This window comes from Methylobacterium nodulans ORS 2060 (assembly GCF_000022085.1).
GTDB lineage: Bacteria > Pseudomonadota > Alphaproteobacteria > Rhizobiales > Beijerinckiaceae > Methylobacterium > Methylobacterium nodulans.
The window spans coordinates 1,721,715-1,744,290 of record NC_011894.1 but is presented as its reverse complement, the minus strand read 5'-3'; the positions used below and the strand labels follow the sequence as shown (position 1 = coordinate 1,744,290).

The following is a 22,576-nucleotide window of genomic DNA, read 5'->3' as shown; positions in this document are numbered from 1 at the left end:
CGGGAGCTTCGACTTTGACTCTCTCCGCCGAACATACGGTTGCGCTGCGCAGGCAGTCCGCACTCCAGGTTCAGTTCCAGGTCTTGCACGCGCTCATTCTGCGCGACATCCGGACCCGCTTCGGGCGCACGATGTGGGGCTACGGGATCGTCGTTCTGTGGCCCTGCGCGCACCTTCTCGTCCTGATTACGATCTTCTATGTCCGCCACATGCCGCCCGCCATCGGCAACAGTCTTGCGCTATTCATTTTCAGCGGCATGACCCCGATGATTGTTTTTATCTATATGTCACGCAAAATGATGGAAGGAGTCAGCACGAACAAACCACTTCTTTCGTTCCCCGACGTCAAGCTTCTCGATGTCTGCCTGTCACGCGGCGTCGTCGAGATCCTGAACGCCTGCATGAGCACCGCCATCGTGATGGCGATCCTCCTAGCCTTCGGTGTCGATCCATTTCCCAACGACAGCTTTCTGGCACTCACGGCGTTCCTGGCTTCCGTCGTATTTGCCTTCGGCGTCGGCGTCATATCGTGCAATATCGTGGTCATTTTTCCTCCATTCATGATCGGCTTCTCGCTTTTTATCATTCTGTTTTATGGCCTCAGCGGAGTTTTTTTCATACCGGAAGGCATGCCATCCGAAGTATACCACGCCATGCTGTGGAATCCGGTCACGAATTCGATCATGCTGTTCAGAGCAGCCTATTATCCCGAGTATACCCCGGAGGCATCTGCGCTTTACGTTTTTCTCGTAGGCGGATGCCTGATCCTGATCGGATTGGCGTGGGAGCGGTTTGTCACACGTTACATCTGAGGTTCTCCACTGCCCTGATCCTTTAGGATCTCTCGCCGCGTCCCGGCCCCAGCAAGGCCGGGAGGGCTCTCCCGGCCCTCCGCCACCCTGGGCAGCCGGGCATCGCCACGGTCTCGATTGCCGCCGGCCGGGCCATGGGCGCGATCGACGCCCCCTGCGGTGGTGCCTGCCGGATCGATGCGGTCGCGGCAGCCGGGACCGGCCTTGCTTGACCACGGCCGCGGCGCACACCACTTCCGCCGCGTTCCGTCCCGGAACCTGCCGCGGAGCCAAGGATGATCGACCTCTACTACTGGACGACGCCGAACGGTCACAAGGTGACGATGTTCCTGGAGGAAACGGGCCTACCCTACACGATCAAGCCGGTGAACATCAGCAAGGGCGAGCAGTTCCAGCCGGACTTCCTGAAGATCGCCCCCAACAACCGCATCCCGGCCATCGTCGATCACGCGCCCGCGGGCGGCGGCGCGCCGGTGTCGCTGTTCGAATCCGGGGCGATCCTGCTCTACCTCGCCGAGAAGACCGGGCGCTTCATCCCCTCCGACCTGCGCGGCCGGGCCGAGGTGCTGCAGTGGCTGTTCTGGCAGATGGGCGGCCTCGGGCCGATGGCGGGCCAGAACCATCATTTCGTGCAGTACGCGCCGGAGCCGATCCCCTACGCGATCGACCGCTACGTCAACGAGACCAACCGGCTCTACGGCGTCCTCGACCGCCGCCTCGCCGACCGCCCCTTCGTGGCCGGGGAGGCGTACAGCATCGCCGACATGGCCGCCTATCCGTGGATCGTGCCCCATGAGCGCCAGCGCCAGAACCTCGACGAGCATCCGAACCTGAAGCGCTGGTTCCACGCCATCGCCGAGCGCCCCGCCACCCAGGCGGCCTATGCCAGGGCGGCCGAGATCAACCAGCAGCCGACGATGTCGGAGGACGCCAAGACGATTCTGTTCGGCCAGACCGCGGCCAATACCAGGCGCTGACGATCACGCGCAGGCCCGAGCCGTCGATGACGTGGCGCACGCCGCTTCGCCTCGTTCTGACCGTCGGGCCGCCGCTCGCGGGCATCCTTCTGATCGGCCAAGCCGCCGTGGCTTCGATCGGCGGCGAGATCCACCGTTGGGAGTTCGCCCTGGGTGCCCTGTGCATGGCCCTGAGCTTCGCCGCGCGGCTCGTTGCCGAAGGAGTGAGCAGCGGGCCTCGGGCGACCCGCGGCGACGGGTCTGCGGGGCATGCGCGAAGGCCCCGATGCCGCTGAGGCGATGGTGCGATCGACGAGCGCCCGGCCTATGCGCCGAGCACCTTCTCGTAGCGCCACGCCGTCGTGCCGTCCTCGTAATAGTCCGGGACCGTCGCGAAACGCTCGTAGCCGGCCCGCTCGTAGAGGCGGATCCCGGGGCCGTTATCCTCGCGCACTTCGAGGCGCAGGCGCTCGCAGCCGTGGCGGCGGGCCTCCGCCTCGGCAGCGGCGAGGAGGACGCGGCCGAGCCCGGTGCCGGCCCGGCCCGGCGCGACCGCGATGGAGCTCAGCCGCGCGCGGCGGCTGTTGCGCCGCCGCTCGATCGTCGCGGCGCCGATCAGCACGGCCCCGTCGAGCGCCACGAGGACCGAGATCGTCGGCGAGGCGATGGCGTGACGGATCGCCCGGCGCTCCGCCCGGTCGCTCGCGAAGGCCGCCGCCTCCAGGGCGACGAGCGCGTCGAGATCGGCGGGGTGCGCCGGGCGGATCGTCACCAGCCCGGCGGCCTCCGTCGGATCCGCGCTCACGCGGCCGTCCACGGAAAGGTCCAGGTCTCCGAGAGGGTGCGCCCGCCGGCGCGCAGGAAGGCCCGCAGGTCCGTCGACTGGCCCGGCTGGTCGAGCACCACGTCGAGGGCGGCTCGGAACCCCTTCACGTGCAGGTTCGGCACGAGCGAGGTCGCGACGATGCGCCCCTGCGTGGTCGAGGGCACGATCTCGACCGCCTTCGGGTCCGCCAGCCAATAGGCGAGGTCGCCGCCGGAGAAATCGATGAGGAAGCGCCGGTTCAGCGGGTCCGACGCCTCCGCCGATCCGCCGCTCGCGACCGGCCGGGCCACGTAGGTGTTCACCACCCGCGCCCCCGGATGCAGGTTCTCGCGCTCGCCGATCGCCCGCAACTTGTAGGAGAGTTCGACTGGCTGGCCGGCCGCGTAGGGCGAGCGCGGCTGCCAATAGGCGACGATGTTGTCATGCGTCTCGTTGCCGGTGGGCAATTCGACGAGGCGCACGGCGCCCTCGCCCCAGGCGCCCTGCGGCTCCACCCAGTAGCTCGGGCGGCGGTGATAGAAGGCTTCGAGGTCCTGGTAGTTCTCGAACACCCGGTCACGCTGCATCAGCCCGAAGCCCTTCGGGTCGTGGTCCTGGAACGACGAGATCCAGCGTTCCTTCGGGTTGCGCAAGGGGCGCCAGATCCACTCCCCGCCTCCCGACTGCATCAGCAGGCCGTCCGAATCGTGCAGCTCGGGGCGGTAATCGTCGGAGTGATGCCGGTCGTTCTCGCCGATGAAGAACATCGAGGTCAGCGGCGCGAGCCCGATCCCCGCCACCTCCCGCCTCGGATGCAACGAGACGCGGACATCCACCACCGTCTCGTCCCCGGGATAGACCAGGAACTGGAAGGCGCCCGTGCAGGCGGCGCTGTCGAGGAGCCCGTAGATCACCGCCCGGTCGGCATGCTTGGGCGGCATTTCGATCCAGAACTCGCGGAAGAACGGGAATTCCTCCGGTCCGCCCGCGGCCTCGACATTGACCGCGAGGCCTCGTGCCGAGAGCCCGTAGAGCTGGTCGCGGCCGAGGAAGCGGAAGTAGCTGGTGCCCAGGAAGGCGATCAGCTCGTCGAACACGCTCGGCTTGTTGAGGGGATAGTGGAGGCGGAAGCCCGCGAAGCCGAGATTGAGCGGCAGCGGCCCGCCAAGCTTGGTGCGGCCGAAATCGAACAGGCTGGTCTGATAGGGGACCGGCGTCGGCACGCCGTCGCGCACCACGTTCACGGTCACGGGCCGCTTGAACAGGAAGCCCAGATGGAAGAGCTGCAGGCGGAACGGCCCGCCCAGGTCGCCGAGCAGGGCCTTGTCGGGCCGGAAGCGGATGTCGCGCCAGCCGTCATAGTCGAGCCCGGCCAGGGCCTGCGGCAGCGTCGGGGCTCCGGCCTCGAACGGGGCGCCGGCGAGGTCGCGGGCGCGGCGGACCACATCGTCGAACCGGAACGGCGTCGGACCGGCGGGCGGCGGGGCCGGAAGCGCGCTCGGGCCCGGCTGGGTCGGCCCGACCTGGGCTCGTGCGGGCGCCGCGGGCCCGCTCACGGGCAGCGCCGTGCCCGCGAGCAGGCCCGCCAGCAGCATGCGGCGCGATGGGTCGATCGGCATGGGCAGAAGGTCCTCATCCAGGGGACCCGGTGAATGAACGCTTCCCGGCAGCTTGAGAAGAGGGCTTGAGCGGACCTGCGGGCAGCCCGCGTGGCCAATCCGCCACCCGGCCCGAATTCTGCGAAAATCCGCGATTCCGGGGTTGCGATCCGGGCGACGCGACCGTATTTACCGCCTTGCCCAATTTCGCACGTGCCTGTGGCCGCGTGCCGGTTGGTGGGCATCCGGACAAGAGGCCGGACAGCCGCCAGGGATCTTAAAGGAGCGGTGGTCGACAGGGGTGGAACCCTCCGGCCGTCCTCCAGGTCTTCACGGACCGGACCCCGACAACAACCGGCAGCCGGAGGCGAAACCGGCGAACCCCGCTCTCCACGGGGGACGCAGCTTAAAGCAACGACGAACGGGCTTTTTTGGTCTCGTCGGCCCTCCAAAGGTCGACACCGAAGAGGCTTGTTTCTCCTTGCCCCATGTGCGGTTCGGGTCATCCCGTTCCAATCCAAGGCAGCTTCCGGGTGCTCTGCGCCCGTGCCGCATGGCGTGTCTCCACAGCTCGCCCGCAGCGCGTCGCATCGCCCCCTGACGCCGGACGGCCCCGCGCCGTCTGAACTTCGATATCGGGTTCCCGCGCGGGACCCCCTCGGACCTTTGGTGGGGATGATCATGACCGATCGCATCCGCGATTTCCTGCGCGCTCGCCGTGACCTGGGCCGTGACGAGGGTCCGGTCATGGTCCTCGACCTCGAGGTCGTGCGCGACAACTACGCGGCCTTCGCGCGTGCCCTGCCCGATACCCGCGTGTTCTACGCCGTGAAGGCGAACCCGGCGCCGGAGGTGCTGGGCCTACTCGCCTCGCTCGGCTCCTGCTTCGACACCGCCTCGGTGGTCGAGATCCAGCTCGCGCTCGCCGCGGGCGCCACCGCCGACCGCATCTCCTTCGGCAACACCATCAAGAAGGAGCGCTGCATCGTCCGCGCCCTCGAGCTCGGCGTGCGCCTCTTCGCGGTGGACTGCCAGGCGGAGGTCGAGAAGATCGCCCGCGCGGCCGAGACGGCCGGCGTCGCGCCGGAGGACGTGCAGGTCTTCTGCCGCATCCTCTGCGACGGCGCCGGCGCCGAGTGGCCGCTCTCGCGCAAGTTCGGCTGCGTGCCCGAAATGGCCGTGGACGTGCTGGAGCACGCCCACCGGCAGGGTCTGCGTGCCTACGGCGTGTCCTTCCACGTCGGCTCGCAGCAGGGCAACACCGAGGCCTGGGACGGGGCGCTCGCCGCCTCGGCCATGATCTTCCGCGAATGCGCCGAGCGCGGCATCGCGCTGTCGATGGTCAATCTCGGCGGCGGCTTCCCGACCAAGTACCTCAAGGAGGTGCCGGGCGTGGAATCGTACGGGAACGCGATCTTCCGGGCGCTGACCAAGCATTTCGGCAACCACATGCCGGAGACGATCATCGAGCCGGGCCGCGGCATGGTCGGCAATGCGGGCATCATCGAGGCCGAGGTCGTTCTCGTCTCGAAGAAGTCCGATGCCGCCGACGAGGTGCGCTGGGTCTATCTCGACATCGGCAAGTTCGGCGGCCTCGCCGAGACGATGGACGAGTCGATCCGGTACGCCATCCGCACCGACCACGACGAGGACCGCAAGGTCCCCTGCGTGCTCGCCGGACCGACCTGCGACTCGGCGGACGTGCTCTACGAGAAGACCCCGTATCCGCTGCCCGTGTCGCTCTCCATCGGCGACAAGGTGCTGATCGAGGGGGCCGGCGCCTACACCACCACCTACGCGGCGGTGGCGTTCAACGGCTTCCCGCCCCTGCAATCCTACGTGATCTGACGATCGCGTCGGCGGCGCCCCGGCGCCGCCCTCCTCGCATCGGCTCCCGCGCCTCTCCGGGGCGGCGGGCCGTGCGTCCTGCCCTGAAACCTCATCCATCGGTCCCGGACGGCCCGTCGGCGCCTCGCGCGCGCCCCGGGTGCGAGGGCTGTTTCTTCCCTTAACGTCCGGGAGGGTACGGCCATGATCCAGATCCGCGACGAGCGCCTCGCCGACATCGCTGCCCGCGAGCGGCTGCTCGACACCTGCTTCGGCGAGGCGCGCTTCGCCAAGACCTGCGAACGCCTGCGCGAAGGCCGCCTGCCGGCCGAGGGGCTGGCGCTCTCCGCCGAGAGGAACGGGCGGCTCGTCGGCAGCGTGCGCCTGTGGAACGTCGCCGCCGGCCCGAACCGCCCGGCCCTGATGCTCGGGCCGATCGCGGTCGAGCCGGACCTGCAGGGACATGGCGTCGGGGGCAGGCTGATGCGCGAGGCGCTTGCGCGCGCGGCCGCCCTCGGCCACCGCGCCGTCATCCTGGTGGGTGACGCGCCCTATTATGCCCGCTTCGGCTTCGCTGCGGAGACGACCGGCGATCTGTGGCTGCCGGGCCCCTATGCCCGGGAGCGCTTCCTCGGGCTCGAACTCGTGCCGGATGCCCTCGCGGGCGCCGCCGGCCTCGTCCAGGCGACCGGCCGGCGGGCGCCGATGCCCGACCTCGCGGCGCTCGTCGCCACAGAGGCGGCGCGTCCGCTCGCCCTGGCGGCCTGACGCCGGCTCCTCAAAGCGAAGGCCCGCCCTCCCCGTGCGGGAGGGCGGGCCTTTGTCACCCGGCTGGGCTGCCGCTCAGCAGAAGAAGGAGCCGATCTGGCGCTCCAGGTCGTCGGTGATGCGGGCGCCGTGGGCCTCGATGAAGGCTCCGATCTGCTCGTCGCGGCGGCGCATCCGCTCGGCATGCACGGCCTGCACGATGCGGCTCACGAGCGAGAGGAAGCCGGGCTCGGATTCGGTGGCGGCGGGGGTGGTCGAGAACAGGGTATGGCTGAGTACCGCGAGCATGGGGAACTCCTGTGAGAGCTTACGCGCGCGGGCGTTTCCGTCGGTGTTGTTGCATCGCAATATGGGATGCGACGCAGCGCAAACAAAGCGCGGCCGCCGCAGCGGAGCCATGCGGACGCGGCATGCCAGCGGCAAGGTTCCGTTCACCCATGCCCGCCGGTTGACCCTGCGGGGCGGAGCCGCCAATCAGCCCCGTCGCCAACCCGTCACCCTCATCGGCTAACGACCGCCTTTCCCCACACGCCTAATTCCCCGCAAAAGGAGGCATCTCTCATGACCGACTGGCCCGTCCACGGCCACATCAGCGGCCCCATCGTGATGATCGGCTTCGGGTCGATCGGCCGGGGCACCCTTCCCCTGATCGAGCGCCACTTCACCTACGACAAGAAGCGGTTCACGGTCGTCGAGCCCTCCGACGAGCACCGGGCGCTGGCCGAGAAGCACGGCCTGCGCTTCGAGCAGGTGGCGCTCACCCGCGACAATTACCGCGAGGTGCTCACCCCCCTCCTCACCGAGGGCGGCGGCCAGGGCTTCTGCGTCAACCTGTCGGTCGACACCTCCTCGCGGGACATCATGGAGCTCTGCCGCGAGATCGGCGCGCTCTACATCGACACCGTCGCGGAGCCCTGGCCGGGCTTCTACTTCGACAAGAGCGCCGGGCCGGGCGACCGCACCAACTACGCCCTGCGCGAGCAGATCCTGGAGGCGCGCCGCCGCAAGCCCGGCGGCACCACCGCCGTGTCCTGCTGCGGCGCCAATCCCGGCATGGTGTCGTGGTTCGTCAAGCAGGCCCTGCTCAACGTGGCGGGCGACCTCGGCCTGCGGGTCGCCGAGCCCAAGAGCCGCGAGGACTGGGCCGCGCTGATGCGGCAGGCCGGCGTCAAGGGCATCCACATCGCCGAGCGCGACACCCAGCGCGCCAAGTCCGAGAAGCCGATGGGCGTGTTCGTCAACACCTGGTCGGTCGAGGGCTTCGTGTCGGAGGGCAACCAGCCGGCCGAGCTCGGCTGGGGCACGCACGAGACCTGGATGCCGGAGAACGGCCGCACGCTCGGCGCGGACGCCCTGGCGATCTACCTGCTCCAGCCGGGCGCCGACACCCGGGTGCGCTCCTGGACGCCGACCGCCCAGGCGCAGTTCGGCTTCCTCGTCACCCACAACGAGTCGATCTCGATCGCGGACTATTTCACCGTCCGCGAGGGCGGTAAGCCGGTCTACCGCCCGACCTGCCACTATGCCTACCATCCCTGCAACGAGGCGGTGCTCTCCCTGCACGAGATGTTCGGCCAGGCGGCCCGCGTGCAGGAGAAGCAGCACATCCTCGACGAGAACGAGATCGTCGACGGCATCGACGAACTCGGCGTGCTCCTCTACGGCCACGGCAAGAACGCCTACTGGTACGGCTCGCAGCTCTCCATCGAGGAGACGCGCCGCATCGCCCCCTACCAGAACGCCACCGGCCTGCAGGTGACCTCGGCCGTGCTCGCCGGCATGGTCTGGGCGCTGGAGAACCCGGAGGCCGGCATCGTCGAGGCCGACGAGATCGATTTCCGCCGCTGCCTGGAGGTCCAGCTGCCGTATCTCGGCCCCGTGGTGGGGGTCTACACGGACTGGACGCCCCTCGCCAACCGTCCCGGGCTGTTCCCGGAGGACATCGACGAGAGCGATCCCTGGCAGTTCCGCAACGTCCTGGTGCACAGCTGACTGGCCGGCGCGGCGCTCGCCTGAGCGCCGCGCCCAAACTTCGCGCAGCGCCGCAGGGCCGCCGCAGGCTGTCGCGCTTGCCCGCCCGGTGCTACCATCGGGACACGGACAGGAGCTTCGATGTCCCTTGCGCTGCGCCGCGAACCGCGCATGCGGTTCGCTGATTTCCTCGCCATGATCCGGGGGCGCCCCGACGAGGAGCGCTGGGAGCTTCTCGACGGCGAGCCCGTCCTGATGGCGCCGCCGAGCGAGCGCCACCAGCAGATCGTCATGAATCTCGGCCGGCAGCTCGGCCCTCTCGCCGATCGGCTCGGCTGCCGCGCCCTGCCGGGCCTCGGGCTGCGCAACGAGTTCGTGGACGATTTCGCGCCGATCCCGGACCTCGTCGTGCGCGGCGGGCCGCTCCTCGCCGACGGCTATGCCCGCGACCCGATCCTGGTGGCGGAGGTGCTGTCACCCTCCACCATGCACAACGACCGCGGGCGCAAGGCCGCCTTCTATCAATCGCTCCAGACGCTGCGCAGCTTCCTGATCGTCTACCAGGACGAGCCGCGCGTGGAACTCTGGCTGCTCGGCAATGGGCCGGACTGGACGCTCCGCGCCCTCGGCCTCGACGACACGATCGACCTGCCGGACCTCGCCGGCAGCGTGCCGGTCGCGTCCCTGTATGCCGGCATCCTCACCTGACCGCGGGTCCGCGCCTTGCCCCATTTCGACGAATTCTATGCCAACAAGCTGCGCGGCACGCTCGGGGTCACGGATGCCGAATCCGTCCTCGACCTGCGCGGCACGCCCCGCCCGAAGGCCGAGGCCTCGCTCAACGACATGCTGGAGCGCAGCCGCTTCGCCAAGGGCAAGACCGTGGCGGTACGCCTCGATGCGCCAACCCCGGGCGGCGGCGAGACGCTGTTCCAGCCCATCGGCCGCCTCCTGCTCGACGCGAAGCGCCGGGGCTGGATCGACCGGCTCCAGACCCTGCCGGCGCAGGACGGTCTCGGCTTCTACGTCGCCCTGGCTGGCAAGCCGGCCCGGGAGGGATGATGATCAAACTCGTCTGCCGGGCTGGCGCGGACAGCGCGGGATCCCCTCTCCCGTGCGGGAGAGGGGTAGGGGTGAGGGTCCAGGTGGTTCAGCAAGCATCCTGAACCGTCCCGCTGCCAGCGCTGCCGTCAGTGCCTTATGGCGGCACCGTCCGGGACCCCCACCCCTGCCCCTCTCCCGCACGGGAGAGGGGATCCCGCGCTGCCCGCGCCAGGGCCGCAACCATCCGTGTGTGAGGCGCGATGACCGAGACCCTGGCCGATCTCTCCGCCACCGACCTCCTGGCCCGCTACGCCGCGCGGGACCTCTCGCCCGTGGAGGTGATGGAAGCGGTGATCGCCCGGGTGGAGGCGGCGGAGCCATCGCTCCGGGCCCTGTACGCCTTCGTCCCCGACGAGGCCCGTGCCGCAGCCCGCGCCGCCGAGGCGCGCTGGCGCCGCGGCGAGGCGCTTCCCCTCGACGGGGTGCCAGCGACCATCAAGGAGAACATCGCCACAAGGGGCATGCCCATGCCGCTCGGGACGGCGGCCCGCCGCGACGCCGCGCCCGCCGCCGAGGACGCACCCGCCGCCGCCCGTCTGCGGGAGGCCGGCGCCATCCTGTTCGCGCGCACCACCATGCCGGATTACGGTATGCTCTCGTCGGGCCTGTCGAGCTTCCACCCGCTCGCGCGCAATCCCTGGGACAGGACGAAGACTCCAGGCGGCTCCTCGGCCGGCGCGGGCGCGGCGGCGGCCGCCGGCTACGGGCCGCTCCATCTCGGCACCGATATCGGCGGCTCGATCCGGCTGCCGGCGGGCTGGTGCGGCATCGTCGGCTTCAAGCCCAGCAACGGCCGGGTGCCCATCGACCCGCCCTATTACGGCCGCTGCGCCGGCCCGATGACCCGCACTATCGCCGACGCGGCGCTCGCCATGCGCGAACTCAGCCGCCCGGATGCGCGCGACGGCACGGCGCTCCTGCCCGCGGCGATCGACTGGCTCGCCCTCGACGGCCTCAACCCGAAGGGACTGCGCCTCGGCCTCGTGCTCGATGCGGGCGTCGGCCTGCCGCTCGCCCCGGCGGTGCGGGCGGTGGTGGAAGAGGCGGGCAAGCGCCTCGCCGCTTCCGGTGCCGTCGTCGAGCCCGTCGCCCCCTTCCTCACCCGCACGATGCTCGACGGCCTCGACACCTTCTGGCGCCAGCGCGCCTGGAGCGACATCGGCGCCCTGGACCCGGACCGCCGCGCAGCGGTGCTGCCCTTCATCCGGGCCTGGGCCGAGACCGCCCGGTCCTTCAGCGGCGCGGCGGTTTTTTCTGGCATGAGCCAGATGGCGGCGATGCGCGACGCGGCGCTCGCGGCGATCCGCCCCTTCGACTTCCTGATCACCCCGGTCGCGCCGGTGCCGGCCTTCCCGGCCGAGCTGCCCTGCCCGACCGACGACCCGCAGCGTCCCTTCGAGCATATCGGCTTCACGGTCGCCTTCAACATGTCGGAGCAGCCGGCCCTGTCGGTGCCGGCGGGAATCACCCCGGAGGGCCTGCCGGTGGGCCTGCAGATCGTCGGCCACCGCTTCGACGATCTCGGCGTGCTGCGGCTCGGGCGGCTCTTCGAGGGCCTTCGCCCGCCGCTGCCGCCCTATCCGGCGCGTTGACACCGGGGGGAGCCCGGCCGATACCCGCGCCGGCTTCCCGATGCGCAGACCGATCCTCAAGAGCGCGGTGATCGTCGCCCACGACCTCGTGGCGACGGTGCTCGCCGTCCTCCTCACCTTCCTGATCCGCTTCGACGGTGCCCTGCTGGCCGAGCGCCTGGCGCATCTGCCGCAGCTGCTGCCGCCCTTCGTGGTCTTCGCGGGGCTCGTCTACCGGCAGTTCGGCCTCTACCGCGCGAAGTGGCGCTTCGCCTCCCTGCCCGACCTCGCCAACATCGTGCGGGCGGTCGCGCTGCTGACGCTGGCGCTCCTGCTTCTCGACTACGTGCTGGTTTCGCCGGTCCTGTTCGGGATCTACTTCTTCGGCAAGATCGCGATCGGCCTCTACTTCGTCCTGCAGCTGTTCCTGCTCGGCGGCCCGCGGCTCGCCTTCCGCTACCTGAAATACAGCCGCTCGCGCCAGAACCTCGCGCGCGCAGCCGCGACCCCGGCGCTGCTGCTCGGCCGCGGGCACGACATCGAGGTGGTTTTGCGCGCCATCGAGGCCGGCACGGTGAAGAAGCTCGCGCCGCAGGGCATCCTCTCGCCCCGGGCCGAGGATCGGGGCCAGATGCTGCGCGGGGTGCCGGTGCTCGGCAGCCTGCGCGAGCTGGAGCCGGTGGTGGCGGATCTGGCGGCCCGCGGTGTGCCGGTGCGCCGCCTCGTCGCGACCCCGAGCGCGCTCGCGCCGGAGGCCGAGGCCGAGGCCCTCCTGGCCCAGGCCCGCCGCCTCGGCCTGCCGCTCGCCCGCGTCGCCACCCTCGGCGAGGGCCTGCGCGACGCGGAGCTGGCTCCGCTCGAGATCGAGGACCTGCTGCTGCGCCCGACAGTGCCGATCGATCGCCCGCGGCTGGAGCGGTTCCTTTCCGGCCAGCGCATCGTGGTCACGGGCGGCGGCGGCTCGATCGGCTCGGAGATCTGCGCCCGCGCGGTGGCCTTCGGGGCCTCCGCCCTCCTCGTGGTGGAGAATTCCGAACCGGCGCTGCACGGCGTGCTGACGCGGCCCGCGCTCACCGAGAGCGACGCGGAGGTGACCGGCGTGATCGCCGACATCCGCGACCGCGAGCGGCTCTTCGCGGTGCTGCGCCACTTCCGGCCGGACGCGGTCTTCCACGCGGCGGCCCTCAAGCAGGTCCCCTATCTCGAGCGCGACTGGACGGAGGGGATCAAGACCAACGTCTTCGGCTCCGTGAACGTCGCCGATGCGGCGCTCGCCGCGGGCGCCCGGGCGCTCGTCATGATCTCGACCGACAAGGCGATCGAGCCGGTCTCGCAGCTCGGCGTCACCAAGCGCTTCGCCGAGATGTACGCCCAGGCCCTCGACGCTGCCGGCGGGCCGGCACGGCTCGTCGCCGTGCGCTTCGGCAACGTGCTGGGCTCGGTCGGGTCGGTGGTGCCGGTGTTCAAGGCGCAGATTGCCCGCGGCGGCCCCGTCACGGTCACGCATCCCGACATGGTGCGCTACTTCATGACCGTGCGGGAGGCGGCCGATCTCGTGCTCACCGCCGCCTCGCATGCCGACCGCGAGGCCCGCGACCCGCAAGGAGGCGACCAGCGCGCCGCCGTCTACGTGCTCAAGATGGGGCAGCCGGTGCGCATCCGCGATCTGGCGGAGCGGATGATCCGGCTCGCCGGCTTCGAGCCGGGTGTCGATATCGAGATCGCCGTCACGGGCGCGCGGCCGGGCGAGCGCCTGAACGAAATCCTGTTCGCCCGCGACGAGCCGATGGTCAATCTCGACGGGATCGAGGGCGTGATGGCGGCGAAGCCCATCTTCGCCGACCGGGCGCAGCTCGAAAGCTGGCTCGCCCGCCTGCAGGCAGCCGTGGCGGAGAGCGACCGCGCCGCGGCGGAAGCGGTGTTCGGCGAGGCGGTGCCGGACTTCCTGAGGCGCCCGGGGGCGCCGGTGCACCAGAGGCCGGCCCTGCCCGAGCCGGTGGCCTCCCGCGCCCATGTGGGCGGGCGGCAGGCGATCGAGGATCGCGCGTGACGGCTCATCCGCCATCCGCGTGATCGCTTCGCCCGGCGGAGGTCGGATCACGGGGCCCGGCAGGACGCCTAGATAGAAACTGATACGGCTTCCGGTTGATCCGTTCGGAGACAAGAGGGCGCGGGAACCGCGGGATCCCCTCTCCCGTGCGGGAGAGGGGCAGGGGTGAGGGCCCAGGTGGTTCAGCAAGAAGCCTGAACCGGGCCGCTGCCAGCACCACGCTCAGTGATTCTGGCGGAACGGTCCGGGACCCTCACCCCTACCCCTCTCCCGCACGGGAGAGGGGATCCCGCGGTTCCCGCGCCCTCTTGTCTCCGAACGGATCAACCGGAAACCGTATGAAGTGCGTGGCAGCCGCCTCAGGGTTCGTCCCGTCAGGCTCGGCGCAACCGGTGGCGAACCCGACTGGACGAAAACCGTCATGAGCCGGCGCGGAGCGGAGCCGTCGAAAGCCCTTCGGAGTCAGGGCGTCGCCAGCGGCGCCGCACCGGGCGCCGGGGTGACGGGCGCGGCGGCCTGCGGGCCCTCGGAGCGCACTGGCACCGGGACCGGAATGATGGTCGGCGCGATGATCCGCACAGGCGGCTTCTCGTCGGGCCCGGCCGGACGTGCAGGCGCCACCGGGGCTTCGGTGCCGGGCGGCTCCTCCAGGCCGTTGCGGGCCGCGGCGGTGGCCGCGAGGGTAGCGGCCGAGCGGTCGGCCCGGCCGACCAGGGTGAGGCGGACCTTCGGCCGCGACAGCGCCTCGGCCTGGGCCGGAGTGACGAAGATGTCGCCCTTGTGGCGCACCAGCATGCTCTCGGCCTTCACCAGCGCCTCGGCCCAGCTCTGGCCCTGGCCCCGGCAGGAGCAGTTCGGCACGAAGGCCTTCTGGAACTTGAAGGCGTTCGGCAGCGCCGCATAGGCGCGCCTGGTCTGGATGGCGGCGGCCTGCTGGAGCCCGTTGTCGGTCGCGGGCATCGAGTAGGCGGCGGCCTCCGTGCCGGGGCAGAGGGCCTTGCACATCTCGTTGGCGCCCTCGCGGCCGTCCGGCAGGTTCGGCATCGGGAAATAGGCGCCGTCGCACATCCGCACGCAGATCACCTGACCGCCGCCGCGGGCGTAGCCCTCCGCGGCCTTCGGCGTCGCCGGCAGGCCCGTGCAAGCGTCCTTCACGGCGGCCACGAGCTGCGCGCGCCGGGCATCCGCCACCTGGGTGTTGCCGGCGCCGTAGCCGCTGTTGAGGGCGCGGATCCGCTGCTCGACCTGGGCGCATTGCGGCGGGCGCATGTCGAAGAACAGGAACCGCCCCCCCTCGCAGCCGATGGAGTTGCGGTAGGCGACGAGGCGCTGGATCTCCTCGACCTGCCCCCGGTTCGCCTCCCGCTGCAGGTTGGCGAGTTCGGCACGGTAGCGCTGGCACGCGGCGGGGTTCGGCTCCGCCCGTGCGCCCTGGGCGAGGGCGGCCGCGGCGACGAGTCCGGCAAGGCACCGGGCGAGCAGGCGGGACAGCGTCATGGCGTTCCGGCGATGGACTGACTGGGGGGCGGACCCGGCCGTGGGGGCGGCGGGCCGGCGTCCCGCATCGGCGCCGCGGGACTTGGCTGTTCTAGCCGCCCTCGCCGTTCCGCGACAGCCTCCCTACATACGTTAACGAATTTCTCACGGGGATCGCGGAATGGTGTGGCGGCGGAGTCTCAGGCTGGCAGGGCTCGCGGCTGGGCTGAGCGCATGTCTCGGCGCGGCGGCCGTCGCGGAGGAGCCCGACCGCATCTTCGACAAATCGACGGTCTGGCGCCCGCTCACCCCGAACGACAAGCTCGTCGTCTATGGAATCGATGATCCGGACGTGGCCGGCGTTGCCTGCCACTACACCTTGCCGGAGAAGGGCGGCATCAAGGGCTCGCTGGGATTGGCCGAACAGGTCTCGGACATCTCGTTGTCCTGCCGTCAGATCGGGCCCGTGCAGTTCAAGCGCAAGCTCACCCAGGGTGAGGTGGTGTTCAGCGAGCGCCGCTCGCTGATCTTCAAGAGCATGCAGATCGTCCGGGGCTGCGACGTCAAGCGCAACACCCTCGTCTACATGGTGTATTCCGACAAGGTGATCGAGGGCTCGCCGAAGAACTCGACCTCGACCGTGCCGCTGATGCCCTGGGGGACGGAACTGCCGCCGAAATGCGGCGAGTTCCTCAAGGGCTGAGCGCCGCGAGCGGGGTCCGTTCCGGTCAATCCCGGCAGGTGATGCGGATCGGCCGGTCGGCCGGGCGCGTGACGGGCACGGGCGGATTGTCGATGGCGCCCGTGTACTCGTCCTGCGCGGCGACGCCGAAGGAGGCCGCCTTGGCGAAGCCCTGCGACTCGCACCACGCATCGGCGACCACCTGGCCGCACTCGCCGGTGCCGGTGCTCAGGCATTCGGCCACGCCGTAGCCGTCGCTCGATGGGATCAGGAAGGTCTTCTCCACGCCGGGCAGGGCGGCTCCGCTCGGTTCGCCCGCCAGCGCGGGAGCAGCATTCGCGAGGAGGCCGATGATGCCGAAAACGGCGAGGGAGCGTCGCATGGGAATGCCTTCTGGATCGGAACGCTTTGGGACAAAGACTGGGTTGGGTCGGTAAACAAAACCTCAACGGAGGCGGCGCACGGTCCCGAAACGGACCCGAAGGGACGGGCTTGCCCGGAGATCCGGCCCGCCTCCCGGCTTCTCGAAAACCGCGCGGAATTGGGCTAACCCGGATCCGCCGCCCGCGGCGTCTCGCGGTTGCAACACCGGGCCGAAACGGTCATCTGCGTCCCGCGGCCTTCCGGAGCCGGGAGGCTAAGGGGATCCGCGGCGGCTCAATGCGTTAGAAGCGTGGCGGGACAGCGCGGCAGCGCCGCCGCGCCGCCAGAGCGAAAGGGTGTTTCATGGCCCCGTTGTTGCGCCTCTACAACACGCTCACCCGGGCCAAGGAGCCGTTTGCCCCGATCGATGCGGGCAATGTGCGGATGTATGCCTGCGGGCCGACCGTCTACGACGCGGCCCATATCGGCAACGGGCGGCCGATCATCGTCTTCGACCTGCTCTTCCGCCTGCTGCGCCACCTCTACGGCGAGGGCGCCGTCACCTATGTCCGCAACGTCACGGACGTGGATGACAAGATCAACGCGCGCGCGGCCGAGCGCGGGATCTCGATCCGCGCGCTCACCGACGAGACGCTGGCGGCCTTCCACGCGGATCTGCGCCGGCTCGGCGTGCTGATGCCGGAGGACGTGAACCGGGCCGGCCAGCGCCCGGTCTTCATCGAGCCGCGCGCCACCGAGCACATCCGCGAGATGGCCATGATGATCGAGCGGCTGGTCGCCGCCGGCCACGCCTACGTGGCCGAGGAGCACGTGCTCTTCGACGTGCCCTCGATGCCCGATTACGGCGCTCTCTCGAAGCGGCCCCTCGACGAGATGGAGGCGGGCGCCCGGGTCGATGTCGCGCCCTACAAGCGCTCGCCCCTCGACTTCGTGCTCTGGAAGCCCTCGAAGCCGAACGAGCCCGCCTGGCCCTCGCCCTGCGGGATCGCGGCGCCGGGCCGGCCGGGCTGGCATATCGAGTGCTCGGCCATGTCGTGGAAACACCTCGGCGAGACCTTCGACATCCATGCCGGCGGCATCGACCTCGTCTTTCCTCACCACGAGAACGAGGTGGCGCAGTCGCGCTGCTGCTTCGGCACGCCCGTGATGGCCAATGTCTGGCTCCACAACGGCTTCCTGCAGGTCGAGGGCGACAAGATGTCGAAGTCGCTCGGCAACTTCGTGACCTTGAGGGAGGTGCTGGCGGATTGGCCGGGCGAGGTCGTGCGGCTGGCGATGCTGCGCACCCACTACCGCCAGCCGATCGACTGGACGCTGCGGGCCCTGGAGGAGGCGAGCCGCACGATCGACCGGTGGTACGAGACGGTCGGCGATACCGGCCCGGCCGCCGAGGTCCCGGCGGCCTTGCGCGACGCGCTCCTCGACGACCTCAACACGCCATCCGCCCTCGGCGAGTTGCACCGGCTCGACGATCCGGCCGCCCTCAAGGCCGGCGCCATGCTGATGGGGTTCCTCGGCTCCACCCGCTCGGCGCGCGCGCAGGCGGCAGTGGCGGCCTCAGGCGTCGACGTCGCCACCGTGGAACGGCTGATCGCGGAGCGCAAGGCGGCCCGGGCGGCCCGGAACTGGGCCGAGTCCGACCGCCTGCGCGACGCGCTCGCAGCGATGGGCGTCACCCTGAAGGACAACAAGGACGGCACGACGACCTGGACGGTCGAAGGCTGAGGGGGCCGCTCGGCCCCCCTCGCCGCCTGGTCAGAACCGCTCCTCGATCAGCGCGTCCGCCTCCGGGCGGGCCGGTAGGCGGCGCACGGCGTCGGCGAGCATGGGCACAACCTGCTCCGGCCGCTGCGCCACGAGGTAGTTGGGATCGAGGCCGTCGCGGATGAAGCCGGTGTCCCGCATGTGGTCGAGGAGCGCCAGGAACGGCGCCCAGAAGCTCGCCACGGACAGGAGCAGGATCGGCTTGGTGTGCCGGCCGAGCTGGGCCCAGGTCATCTGCTCGACCAGTTCCTCCAGGGTGCCGATGCCGCCCGGCAGGGCAACGAAGGCGTCCGAGCGCTCGAACATCAGCCGCTTGCGGGTATGCATGTCGTGCACGACGATCGTCTCCTGCACGTCGTCGAGCATCCGCTCGCGCGACTTCAGGAAGTCCGGGATGATCCCCGTGACATGGCCGCCGCCGTCGAGCACGGCCCGCGCCACCGTGCCCATCAGCCCGACATTGCCGCCACCATAGACGAGGCCGATGCCGGCCTCGGCGAGGGAGTGGCCGAGGGCCTTCGCGGCCTCCCGGAACACCGGATCGGTGCCGAAGCCCGAGCCGCAATACACGCAAACCGTCCGCATCAATGCTCCGCGCCGTTCCGCTGCGTCCCCTGTCCCCGGCCCGTCCGGAGCGGGACGTCCGCACGGCGCAAGATCCGGTCCAAGGACAAGAGGCACCGCAGCTTGGTGTCTACTGGACATGCCTGATAATATGGCGGGGATCGACCAAGGTTGTCGACCAGGAGGCGAATGGCCGCGCGCCGGCTCGGGAAGCCGGCGCGACCAGGAGTGAAGCGCCATGACGGCGGAGTTGCGGCGGGGCATCCTTCTCGCAGGCGTCGGGCTCGTAAGCGGCATCGTGCTCATCGGCGTGGTGACGAGCGGCACGCGTCTCCTATCCCGGGGGCCGCCCCCCGCGCCGTCCCAGACCGTCGCGCCAAAGCCCACCGCGCCTGAGCCCGCCCCCGCGGTTCCGCAGGTGGCGGCGCTGCCCCCCAATCCCGCAATGCCGGCCGAAGGGACCCGCGCACCGAGCTTCGACGTGATCCGGGTCGAGCCGGGGGGCGACAGCGTCGTGGCCGGCCGCGCCGCGCCGGGAACCGAGGTCGAGCTCCTGCGCAACGGCGAGGTCTTCGCCCGCACCAAGACGGACGCGTCGGGCCAGTTCGTCCTGCTGCCCCCTCCCCTGCCGCCCGGCAGCCAGGAGATCAGCCTGCGCAGCGTCGCTCCGGACGGCACCCGCATGGCGGGCCCCGAGAGCGCTGTGGTGGCGGTGTCGGCCGAGCGCACGGGCAGGCCCCTGGTCGCCGTGACCGCGCCAGGCAGGCCGACGGCGGTGCTCTCGCAGCCCGACGCCGTGGAGCCATCCACTGCCCCGCGGAGTCCGAAGGCTGCGCCCGCCGTCGCGGCCCAAACCCCGGCGCCCCCCGGCACGACGCCGATCCGCATCGCGAGCGTCGATGCGGAGGCCGGCGGCAAGCTCTTCGTGAGCGCCCAGGGCGCACCGCAGGCCAGCGTGCGGCTCTATCTCAACGACACGCTGATCGCGCCGGGCCAGGCGGGGCCCGACGGCCGCATCGCCTTCGCGATCGGGCGCGGCGTGCGCCCCGGCGACTACCGGGTGAGGATCGATCAGGTGGATCCGGCCACCGGCGCGGTGAAGACCCGTTCGGAGGTCAAGTTCGCGGTGCCGGCGACTCTCGATGCCCCGTCGGCGACGGCAGCCGTGCGGCCGGCCCCGGGCGAAGCGCAGAAGCCTCCGCGGCCCACAGCCTCCGCCAAGACGCCAGCCGAGCCGCCCGTGCTGCGTGAGGCATCGGCGGCTCCCGCGGCACCTCCCTCGACACCGACCGTCGACGGAACCATCGCCCCCTCGGCAACGAAGCCGGTCCCGCCCGCCGTCGCGGCGCGGACGCCCGATCCGGCGCAGGACCCCGGCACGGTGTTCGTGTCGGCCGTGAGCACAGCCACAGTGGTGCGCGGGGACAACCTCTGGAGCATCAGCCGCAGGGCCTATGGGCGGGGCGTGCGCTACACGGTGATCTTCGGCGCCAACCAGACCCAGATCCGCAACCCGAACCGGATCTATCCGGGCCAAGTCTTCGTGCTGCCGGGCGAGACGCCGCCGGCCCCGGGGACGCATAAGCGCGGGTGAGAGCGGCGCCGGATCGGCTCCGATGCGCCGCCCACAGCGTCACGGCAATCGAGTCGTAGACGGGGATCCCGCGCATCCTCGTCTCGGAACAGATCAACCTGAACCCGTATCGTACCAGCGGGCCTTGAAAATGACCGCTGGTTCCGTTCTTGGATTTCCGCCAAGCCTCCACAAAGCCTCTGGCTTGGCACCGAACATTCGGGATGAACTCCACGGCCCGATGCGTGAGCATGCGCGGCAGCAGGCGCTCGTAGCCCGGATCGCGCACCGGATTGACGCTGCGGGTCGATCCTACGGGTCGACCCGCTTGAGCCCCGCGGCGAAGCGGCGGGCATTGGCGACGTAGCGCTGCGCCGCGATCCGCAAGCCCTCCACGGCCTTGTCGTCGAGGCTGCGCACCGCCTTGGCGGGGGCGCCGACGATCAGGCTGTTATCGGGAAATTCCTTGCCCTCCGTCACGAGCGCGTTCGCGCCGACGAGGCAGTTGCGGCCGATCCTGGCACCGTTGAGCAGGGTCGCCCCCATCCCGACGAGCGAGTTCGCCCCGACCGTGCAGCCATGCACGATGGCGTGGTGGCCGATGGTCACGTCCTCCCCGAGATCGAGCGGGAAGCCCGGATCCGTGTGGAGCATCGCCCCGTCCTGGATGTTGGTGCGCGCGCCGAGCCGGATCGGCTCGTTGTCGCCCCGCAGCACGGCCGTGAACCAGATGTTGACGTCGAGCCCGATCTCGACCTGCCCGATCACATGGGCGTCGGGGGCGATCCAGAACCGGGCGGGGTCGGCCAGACGGGGACGGTGGTCGTCGAGGGCATAGAGCGGCATGGTCAACTCACGTGAGGGACGTCCGGCCTCCTCCATAGCGCGGTTCTCCTGCGTGGCCGACTCGGGATCTGCCGACGCCCGGGGCTCTCCCCGAGCGCTTGCGCTCTGAACGCGGTGGAGCGTCGCCGCTATGACGGGCGCGGCGACACGATCTCGGCGGACGCCGTTGCGCGCCGAATGAAGTCGATGACGTCCCCGACCGTTCGGGCACGCTCCAGCTCCTCGTCCGGAAGCGCCAGACCGAGCGCATCCTCCGCCGCAACGGCGACGTCGACCAGCGAAAGCGAATCGACGCCCAACTCCTCTCGGAGGCGCCTGTCCCGAGAGATCGCCGCCCGGTCGACCCCGGCAACCTCCTCGAGGATCCGGATCAGGGTCGCCTCAATGGCGTTCTGCTGCATGTCTCCATCCTCCCGCATCGGTCCCTAGCTTCACGCGGCCGGCCGAGAAATGGGCGCGGACCCGGTTACGGAGCCCAGCGCATCGAAGGCGTGGATCCAGCCGAAATCCTCGGGGAACCTGGATACGCGCCGGTCGCGATCGGCCAGCGCGGGGCCGTCCTGCAGGTGCAGCAGGTCGTTCGTCACCCGCGAGCTGCGCTGGATCTTGCGGGTGCGCGCCCGTCGCATCGCCTGGTAGCGGCCGAGCGAGGTTTCGAGCCGGCCGGGGCTGGCGGTGGCGAGCAGCTCGGCCAGGGTGATCGCATCCTCGATCGTCGTATTCGCCCCCTGGCCGTGATGCGGCAGCATCGCATGGGCGGCATCGCCCAAAAGAACCGCGCGGCCTCGGAACCAGTGAAGCAACGGGCGCACCGTGAACAGGCCCCACCGCACCGTGTGCTCGACGGCGCCGATCATCTCGGTCACGGCGGGGTGCCAGCCCTTGAAGGCGGCGAGCGCTTCGCCGTGCCCGACCGGGGCCTGCCAGCCCGTGTGCGACCACGCCTTCGGGCCTTCGACGACCGCGAAGAAGTTGACGTCCTGCCCCCCTCCCCCGATCGCGTAGTGCAGGAGGTGGGCGTCCGGCCCCATCCAGAACTGGATGGCCTGAGGGTCGGGCAGCGAGGGCAACCGGCTTAACGGAACGATGCCCCGAAAGGCGCTGGTGCCGGAATAGACCGCGTCTTCGCCGCCCGTGACGTATCGGCGGACCACGGAGCGGACCCCGTCCGCCCCGATCACCAGATCCGCCTGCGCCGACTGGCCGTTGGCGAATTCGAGCCGGATGCCGTCGCCGCTTTCGGCGAGGTCGACCAGCCGATGCCCGAGCTGCAGCCCCGAGCCGCCGAGTGCGCCCGCGAGGACATGCTGAAGGTCGGCGCGGTGAATGCCGCAATAGGGCGCGCCGAATCGAGTCTGATAGGCGAGGCCGTCATGCACGGGGAAAGCCGCGATCGATCGGCCGTCCTGCCAGCTGCGGTAGATCAGGGCGCTGGGTTCCGTCGAGGCAGCGGTGACGCCGTCGAGGACGCCAAGCCGCCGCAGCTCGCGGGTCGCGTTGGCGGAGAGGGCCACTGCGGCGCCGATCTCGGTCAGTTCGGGGGCCTGCTCGTAGACCGCCGCCGTCATGCCGCGCTGCCGCAGCGCGAGCGCGAGCGTCAAACCTCCGATCCCAGCCCCGATGATGGCGATCCGCAATCCGTGGATGCCCATGCCTGCCGTCATGCGATCCTCCGATTTCCTCGTTGCATAATGAGGAATTGATTGCCCATTTAGCAACGAGAAACCTGTTCGTCAATATGCAACGCATTGCACCTTGAGGAACGATGCCGATGCGCGCACGCGACACCGGACCGCCGGCATCAGCGCTCCGAGATACGGCTTCC

22 protein-coding genes are annotated in these 22,576 nt (G+C 70.4%); 13 read left to right on the top strand and 9 right to left on the bottom strand.

What is annotated here, in order from left to right; genetic code table 11:
• The first annotated feature begins 14 nt into the window (after positions 1 to 14).
• The 3 genes from MNOD_RS07950 to MNOD_RS07940 all read left to right on the top strand — a co-directional run bounded on the left by MNOD_RS07950 (position 15) and on the right by MNOD_RS07940 (position 2,064).
• Positions 15 to 812 carry an ABC transporter permease gene (locus MNOD_RS07950; RefSeq protein WP_015928338.1) on the top strand — a complete coding sequence of 266 codons (798 nt, stop codon included), beginning with the start codon at positions 15 to 17 and terminating at the stop codon, positions 810 to 812.
• Between the two features lie 275 nt (positions 813 to 1,087).
• A complete protein-coding gene (locus MNOD_RS07945) occupies positions 1,088 to 1,789 on the top strand; it encodes a glutathione binding-like protein (protein WP_015928337.1) in 702 nt (233 codons plus the stop codon).
• A 26-nt stretch (positions 1,790 to 1,815) separates the two neighbouring features.
• Positions 1,816 to 2,064 carry a hypothetical protein gene (locus MNOD_RS07940; protein WP_015928336.1) on the top strand — a complete coding sequence of 83 codons (249 nt, stop codon included), beginning with the start codon at positions 1,816 to 1,818 and terminating at the stop codon, positions 2,062 to 2,064.
• Positions 2,065 to 2,093: 29 nt separating this feature from the next.
• Here the strand turns inward: MNOD_RS07940 and MNOD_RS07935 are convergent, their stop codons facing one another.
• Complete coding sequence (locus MNOD_RS07935; protein ID WP_015928335.1) at positions 2,094 to 2,573, bottom strand: GNAT family N-acetyltransferase; 480 nt, start codon at positions 2,571 to 2,573, stop codon at positions 2,094 to 2,096.
• On the bottom strand, positions 2,570 to 4,192 hold the full coding sequence (locus MNOD_RS07930; protein WP_043748293.1) for a glucan biosynthesis protein G: 1,623 nt from the start codon (positions 4,190 to 4,192) through the stop codon (positions 2,570 to 2,572). The genes MNOD_RS07935 and MNOD_RS07930 overlap by 4 nt, the downstream gene beginning before the upstream one ends.
• 660 nt (positions 4,193 to 4,852) lie before the next feature.
• Between MNOD_RS07930 and MNOD_RS07925 the strand changes: the two genes are divergently transcribed.
• Both MNOD_RS07925 and MNOD_RS07920 read left to right on the top strand, forming a co-directional pair.
• A complete protein-coding gene (locus tag MNOD_RS07925) occupies positions 4,853 to 6,019 on the top strand; it encodes a type III PLP-dependent enzyme (protein WP_015928333.1) in 1,167 nt (388 codons plus the stop codon).
• Positions 6,020 to 6,202: 183 nt separating this feature from the next.
• The gene (locus tag MNOD_RS07920) at positions 6,203 to 6,766 is read left to right on the top strand and encodes a GNAT family N-acetyltransferase (protein ID WP_015928332.1); all 564 of its coding nucleotides are present in this window, start codon (positions 6,203 to 6,205) and stop codon (positions 6,764 to 6,766) included.
• A 75-nt stretch (positions 6,767 to 6,841) separates the two neighbouring features.
• Here MNOD_RS07920 and MNOD_RS07915 read toward each other — a convergent pair whose 3' ends face one another.
• The gene (locus MNOD_RS07915) at positions 6,842 to 7,054 is read right to left on the bottom strand and encodes a hypothetical protein (RefSeq protein ID WP_015928331.1); all 213 of its coding nucleotides are present in this window, start codon (positions 7,052 to 7,054) and stop codon (positions 6,842 to 6,844) included.
• Positions 7,055 to 7,327: 273 nt separating this feature from the next.
• Between MNOD_RS07915 and MNOD_RS07910 the strand changes: the two genes are divergently transcribed.
• From MNOD_RS07910 to MNOD_RS07890, 5 genes are all read left to right on the top strand, one after another.
• A complete protein-coding gene (locus tag MNOD_RS07910; RefSeq protein ID WP_015928330.1) occupies positions 7,328 to 8,758 on the top strand; it encodes a homospermidine synthase in 1,431 nt (476 codons plus the stop codon).
• Between the two features lie 120 nt (positions 8,759 to 8,878).
• Positions 8,879 to 9,445, top strand: a complete 567-nt coding sequence (locus MNOD_RS07905) for a Uma2 family endonuclease (protein WP_015928329.1) — start codon at positions 8,879 to 8,881, stop codon at positions 9,443 to 9,445.
• A gap of 15 nt (positions 9,446 to 9,460) precedes the next feature.
• Complete coding sequence (locus MNOD_RS07900; RefSeq protein ID WP_015928328.1) at positions 9,461 to 9,799, top strand: hypothetical protein; 339 nt, start codon at positions 9,461 to 9,463, stop codon at positions 9,797 to 9,799.
• A gap of 242 nt (positions 9,800 to 10,041) precedes the next feature.
• Positions 10,042 to 11,433, top strand: a complete 1,392-nt coding sequence (locus MNOD_RS07895) for an amidase (RefSeq protein WP_015928327.1) — start codon at positions 10,042 to 10,044, stop codon at positions 11,431 to 11,433.
• Positions 11,434 to 11,473: 40 nt separating this feature from the next.
• Entirely contained in the window at positions 11,474 to 13,462 is a 1,989-nt protein-coding gene (locus MNOD_RS07890; protein WP_015928326.1) for an SDR family NAD(P)-dependent oxidoreductase, read from the top strand.
• A gap of 462 nt (positions 13,463 to 13,924) precedes the next feature.
• Here the strand turns inward: MNOD_RS07890 and MNOD_RS07885 are convergent, their stop codons facing one another.
• Positions 13,925 to 14,959 (bottom strand): DUF2865 domain-containing protein, encoded by a 1,035-nt coding sequence (locus MNOD_RS07885; RefSeq protein ID WP_015928325.1) that lies wholly within the window; start codon positions 14,957 to 14,959, stop codon positions 13,925 to 13,927.
• A gap of 160 nt (positions 14,960 to 15,119) precedes the next feature.
• On the opposite strand from MNOD_RS07885, the gene MNOD_RS07880 reads away from it, so the two are divergent.
• Entirely contained in the window at positions 15,120 to 15,641 is a 522-nt protein-coding gene (locus MNOD_RS07880; RefSeq protein WP_015928324.1) for a CreA family protein, read from the top strand.
• Positions 15,642 to 15,666: 25 nt separating this feature from the next.
• Here the strand turns inward: MNOD_RS07880 and MNOD_RS07875 are convergent, their stop codons facing one another.
• Positions 15,667 to 16,002, bottom strand: coding sequence for a hypothetical protein (locus MNOD_RS07875; protein WP_015928323.1), 336 nt, complete (start codon positions 16,000 to 16,002; stop codon positions 15,667 to 15,669).
• Between the two features lie 344 nt (positions 16,003 to 16,346).
• Here MNOD_RS07875 and cysS point away from each other — a divergent pair, with 344 nt between their 5' ends.
• The gene (gene cysS / locus MNOD_RS07870) at positions 16,347 to 17,729 is read left to right on the top strand and encodes a cysteine--tRNA ligase (RefSeq protein WP_015928322.1); all 1,383 of its coding nucleotides are present in this window, start codon (positions 16,347 to 16,349) and stop codon (positions 17,727 to 17,729) included.
• Between the two features lie 30 nt (positions 17,730 to 17,759).
• Here cysS and MNOD_RS07865 read toward each other — a convergent pair whose 3' ends face one another.
• Positions 17,760 to 18,353 (bottom strand): LOG family protein, encoded by a 594-nt coding sequence (locus MNOD_RS07865; protein ID WP_015928321.1) that lies wholly within the window; start codon positions 18,351 to 18,353, stop codon positions 17,760 to 17,762.
• 217 nt (positions 18,354 to 18,570) lie between these two features.
• Between MNOD_RS07865 and MNOD_RS07860 the strand changes: the two genes are divergently transcribed.
• On the top strand, positions 18,571 to 19,926 hold the full coding sequence (locus tag MNOD_RS07860) for a LysM peptidoglycan-binding domain-containing protein (RefSeq protein WP_015928320.1): 1,356 nt from the start codon (positions 18,571 to 18,573) through the stop codon (positions 19,924 to 19,926).
• Between the two features lie 291 nt (positions 19,927 to 20,217).
• Here MNOD_RS07860 and MNOD_RS07855 read toward each other — a convergent pair whose 3' ends face one another.
• The 3 genes from MNOD_RS07855 to MNOD_RS07845 all read right to left on the bottom strand — a co-directional run bounded on the left by MNOD_RS07855 (position 20,218) and on the right by MNOD_RS07845 (position 22,352).
• Entirely contained in the window at positions 20,218 to 20,751 is a 534-nt protein-coding gene (locus MNOD_RS07855) for a gamma carbonic anhydrase family protein (RefSeq protein WP_015928319.1), read from the bottom strand.
• 128 nt (positions 20,752 to 20,879) lie between these two features.
• Entirely contained in the window at positions 20,880 to 21,152 is a 273-nt protein-coding gene (locus MNOD_RS07850; protein ID WP_015928318.1) for an acyl carrier protein, read from the bottom strand.
• Between the two features lie 30 nt (positions 21,153 to 21,182).
• On the bottom strand, positions 21,183 to 22,352 hold the full coding sequence (locus MNOD_RS07845; RefSeq protein ID WP_244424685.1) for an FAD-dependent monooxygenase: 1,170 nt from the start codon (positions 22,350 to 22,352) through the stop codon (positions 21,183 to 21,185).
• Between the last annotated feature and the right edge of the window lie 224 nt (positions 22,353 to 22,576).